This window comes from Streptomyces sp. NPDC039480 (genome assembly GCF_055597165.1).
On the sequence record NZ_JBVITX010000030.1, the window covers coordinates 1 to 4,400 of the forward strand.

General features: G+C 70.9%; 3 protein-coding genes. All 3 read right to left on the reverse strand.

The window, feature by feature from the left end; translation table 11 throughout:
- The coding region (locus tag ACZ56E_RS40610) for a hypothetical protein (protein ID WP_471221996.1) at positions 1-199 on the reverse strand (199 nt) is incomplete at its 3' end.
- A 140-nt stretch (positions 200-339) separates the two neighbouring features.
- A complete protein-coding gene (locus ACZ56E_RS40615) occupies positions 340-1,677 on the reverse strand; it encodes an MFS transporter (protein WP_471221997.1) in 1,338 nt (445 codons plus the stop codon).
- 143 nt (positions 1,678-1,820) lie between these two features.
- The gene (locus ACZ56E_RS40620; protein ID WP_471221998.1) at positions 1,821-4,388 is read right to left on the reverse strand and encodes a serine hydrolase; all 2,568 of its coding nucleotides are present in this window, start codon (positions 4,386-4,388) and stop codon (positions 1,821-1,823) included.
- Positions 4,389-4,400: the final 12 nt, after the last annotated feature.

Genomic DNA, 4,400 nt, shown 5'->3' on the forward strand with positions numbered 1-4,400 from the left:
CAAGACGATTCAAGAACCACATCTGCTGCTGACCGAACGACAGCGGCAACGGCCCGGAACGATCCGCGCGGCCGATCGCCGAGGGGCCCCGGCCCATGCCGGACCCGCCACGGCCACCGCTCAGACGCCGCAGCAGCAGCTCCTCACGTGCGACCGCGCCGGACCCTCGTACACCCGATTCCCGCTCCGCGCCGTTCACTTGTCCTCCACCTCACAGCGTCATGTGTTGATCCCGTTCCCTCCGTCCACTGTGTGTGCCGACCTATACTTCTTCGCCGCTCTCCCTATAGGTCTCCGATAGGGAGACCTATAGCTCTCCGCCGGCGCCGGCGCCGGACGTCATCTCGCCGTGACCAAGGTGGCGTCCCGTGCGCTGCGGATGCCGGGGCTCAGGGCGGCTCCGGCCGCGAGGGCGAGCATGACGCAGGCCGCGGTCAGCACGGTGGTGCTCGCGCCGAGTGCCGCGAGGAGGAAGCCGCCCGCCATCGCGCCGGTGGAGTTGGCGCCCGAGGCGAGCAGGGCGCCGACGCTGGTGACCCGGCCCTGCAGCTCGTCCGGGGTGATCTGGATCTGGTAGAGGCCGCCCGCGACGCCCATCAGCGCCGACGCGTAGTTCATTCCCGCGTACAGGCCGCCCAGGATGACGGGGTTGGAGGTGAAGGCCATCGGCGCCATCAGGACGGCCCACACGAGGACGGTGCCGATGAGGGTGGAGACGGGGGTCAGGCGTTTGATCCACCAGGATCCGGTCAGGGCCCCGAGGATGCCGCCGACACCCGCCACCGCGCCCATGACGCCGACGGCCATCGGAGAGCCGCCGCCGTCCTTGATGAGGACGACCAGGGACAGGGAGAGCACCTGGAAGACGAGGTTGGTCAGCGCGATCAGGATGGACGCGTCCCGTACGAAGCGCTGCCGCCACACCCATACGAACCCCTCGGCGAGTTCGGCGCGGATGCTGTGGGGTTCCGCCGCGCGCTCCACCTGGAACTTCTTCTTGATCGGCAGCAGCGTCAGCAGGGCGACGAGGTGGGAGAACGCAGCGAAGGCGAAGGGCAGCCACTTACCGGTGACGAACAGCGAGCTGGACGCAGGCTGGCCGACGAGGGCCGCGGCCTGGCCGCGCGCCTCGTTCTGCGAGAGCGCGGCGGACAGGTGGCCGGGGGCGACGACGTTGCGGACGGCGGCTCGTTCGGCGAGCCGGTAGAAGATCGCCGCGCTGCCCTGGACGAACGCCGCGCCCATGATGTGGGGCAGCCAGAACCGGTCTGCGAGCAGGGCCACCGCCACGCTGACCATCGCGAGCAGGCCGAGGACGTCACACGCGATCATCACGCGGCGCCGGTCCCAGCGGTCGACGAGGACTCCGGCGGGCAGCTGCACGAGGAGGCGCGGGAGCAGCGCGGCGAAGCCCACCAGACCGGCCCCGATCTCCGATCCGGTGAACCAGATGATCAGGAGCGGGTACGCGGCGGTGGCGACGCCGGTGCCCAGCAGGGTGCTTCCGGCGCCGATCCACAACCGCAGGAAGTCGCGGTTCTTCCGGAGCGGCGGCAGCTCTCCGCTCCCGGCGCTCCTCTCCTCCTTCTCCTCTCCCTTCTCCTTCTCCTTTTCCGCACCGTTCTGCTCGGCGCCGGTACCGCCTGTTTCGACGGTGGACTCCTCCTTGACGCTCACGTGGGCGCCTCCTCAAACAAGTTCGGTGTGTACGAGAACACCCGGACGCGCGCGAGGCGCCCGGGTGTTCGAGAGGGTGCGCCGGGCCCACAGCGGGGGTCCCCGTGGGCCCGGCGCGGCTTCGACGGCGGCGGGACCGGGCGCTAGGCCGACGGTCCGGAACCGCCCGCGGCCACCGTGTCGGCGATGGCCTTGACGACGTCCTTGGCTCCGCCGCTGTTGGCCAGGACCACGACCCCGCTGCCCTGCCGGACGCGGGTCAGCGTCAGTGCCTGGTAGCCGACCGGCTCACCGCCGTGGCCGAACTGGACCTCTTCCGCGGCCGTGTCGTCCACCACCGTGCCCAGGCCGTAGAAGCTGCCCTCGTGCGGGGTCAGCAGCTGCGCCGCCGTCGGCCGGGTGAGCAGCGTCAGCGGTCGGCCGAGGATGGACCGCCGGACCTCGATGGCGACCTTGGCGAGGTCGGCAGCGGTGGTCCAGAGCCCGGCGGCGGCCAGGTCGGCGCGGACCCGCCAGCCGCCGTCGACGGCCTGGCCTTCCTCGTCGTGACCGAGGGCCACGGGCCTGCCCGAGGTCTCGGGGAAGGACTGGTCGAAGCTGCTGCCGGTCATCCCCAGCGGATCGAGAACCAGAGCCCGCATCAGGGCGGGGAAGGACTCGCCGGTCACGTCGGTCATGACCTGCTGGAGCACCGAGTAGTGGACGTTGGCCTTGCGGAAGGCCTCGCCCGGCCGCAGGTCGGGGCGGACGGCGGGGATGCCGTCCGGTGTCCGGCCGTTGAGCAGATCGGTCAGGGACGGCACGGGCCCTCCGGGGAGGTAGCCCTTGCCGGGCGTCGGCAGCAGGCCCGACAGATGGCCGAGCAGCTGACGGCAGGTGATGCGTGGCGGCTCGGACCCGTCGATGCCGGGCACCCGCCAGGAGGTGAGGTACCGGTTGGCGTCCTCGTCCAGGTCGAGCACGCCCTGATCGGCGAGGCGCAGCAGGCCGATGGCGGTGATGTGCTTGCTCACCGAGCCCGCCTGGAAGACCGTGTCGGCCGTCACCGGGGTGCTCCCGGCCGCGCCGAGCACGCCCGCGGTCTCGACCGCCACGAGTTCACCTCCCTCGATGACGGCGACGCTCACTCCCGGGACCACGCCCAGGTCGATGCCGCCGAGCAGGGAGTCCGGAGCCGCGGAGGGCGCCGCCACGACCGCCTCAACTCCCTCCGACGCCTCAGTCGCCACATCCACCTCAGCCGCCTCAGCCGTCACGGCCGCGTCGACCTCGGCCGCGAGGTCACGGAGCGTGCGGTGCTGGTACAGCATGAACAGCGAGAGCGGGAGCCCCGCCTGCCGGGCGGCCGACACCACCTTGATGATCAGGATGGAGTGGCCACCGAGGTCGAAGAAGTTGTCATCTGCCCCGACCCGTTCCCGGCCGAGCGCATCGGCCCACAGGGTGGCGAGACGCTGCTCGGTGGGCGTGGACGGCTCGACGTACGCGGGTCCCGCGTCCGTCGCCTCCGCGTCCGGCGCGGGCAGTGCCCGGCGGTCGACCTTGCCGTTGGCGTTCAGCGGCAGGGCCGCCAGCTCGACGAACACGGCCGGGACCATGTAGTCGGGCAGCCGGACCGCGCAGTGCGCAGCCAGGTCCTCGGCCGCGACCGGGCCGTCGGCAGGCACGTAGTACGCCACCAGACGCTTGTCACCGAGGTCGTCCTCGCGCACGATCACCACGGTTTCCCGCACGCCCGCATGCTCGCCCAACCGGGCCTGGATCTCCTCCAGTTCGATGCGATAGCCGCGGATCTTGACCTGGAGGTCGGCACGGCCGATGAAGTCGACGCTGCCGTCCGCGAGGACCCGCACCATGTCCCCGGTGCGGTACAGGCGGGCTCCCGGCGCCCCGAACGGATCGGGCACGAACCGCTCGGCCGTCAGACCGGCACGCCCCGCATAACCACGCGCCACGCCCATACCGCCGACGTACAACTCGCCGGACACACCCACCGGCACCGGCAGCATCCGCCGGTCCAGGACGTGCATCGTCATGTTGGGCAGCGGGCGCCCGATCGGCACCACGTCCGCGGCCACAGGACCGTCCACCGGATAGGTGCACGTACCCACCGACGCCTCCGTCGGACCGTACTCATTGAGTACCCGGCCCGCGCCCAGCAGCCCGGCCCAGCGCTCGGCCAGCCGACCGGAGAACGCCTCACCGGCCACCACGAACACGCCCGCCAGCTGACGCACCTGCTCCTCGCCCAACTGATGCGTGAGGATCTCCAGATGCCCCGGAGTGAGCTTGACGAAGCTGAACGGCCCCGAATCCACCAGCCACGTGCCCAGACCGTCCAACTCGATGCCCTGCGGCATCAGATGAACCGGCTGACCCACCACCAGCGGCGCCCACAAGTTCGGCACCACCAGGTCGAACGCCACCGACGAGAACACCGGAGCACCACCACTGCCGCGCCCCGCCAACTCAGCGGCCGCCCACAGCACATGATTGACCACACCCCGATGCGCCACCTGCACACCCTTGGGACGACCCGTCGAACCCGACGTATAGATCGCATACGCCAGACGGTCCGGATCACCCGGCACACCCGGTGACCCAGCAGACTGCCCGGCAATCGACTCGGCCACCCGAACGTCATCCACCGACAGCACACGACCACCAAAGCCCTCGAACCGCTCGGCATGGCGATCCTGGGTCAGCACCACCTGGACACCGGC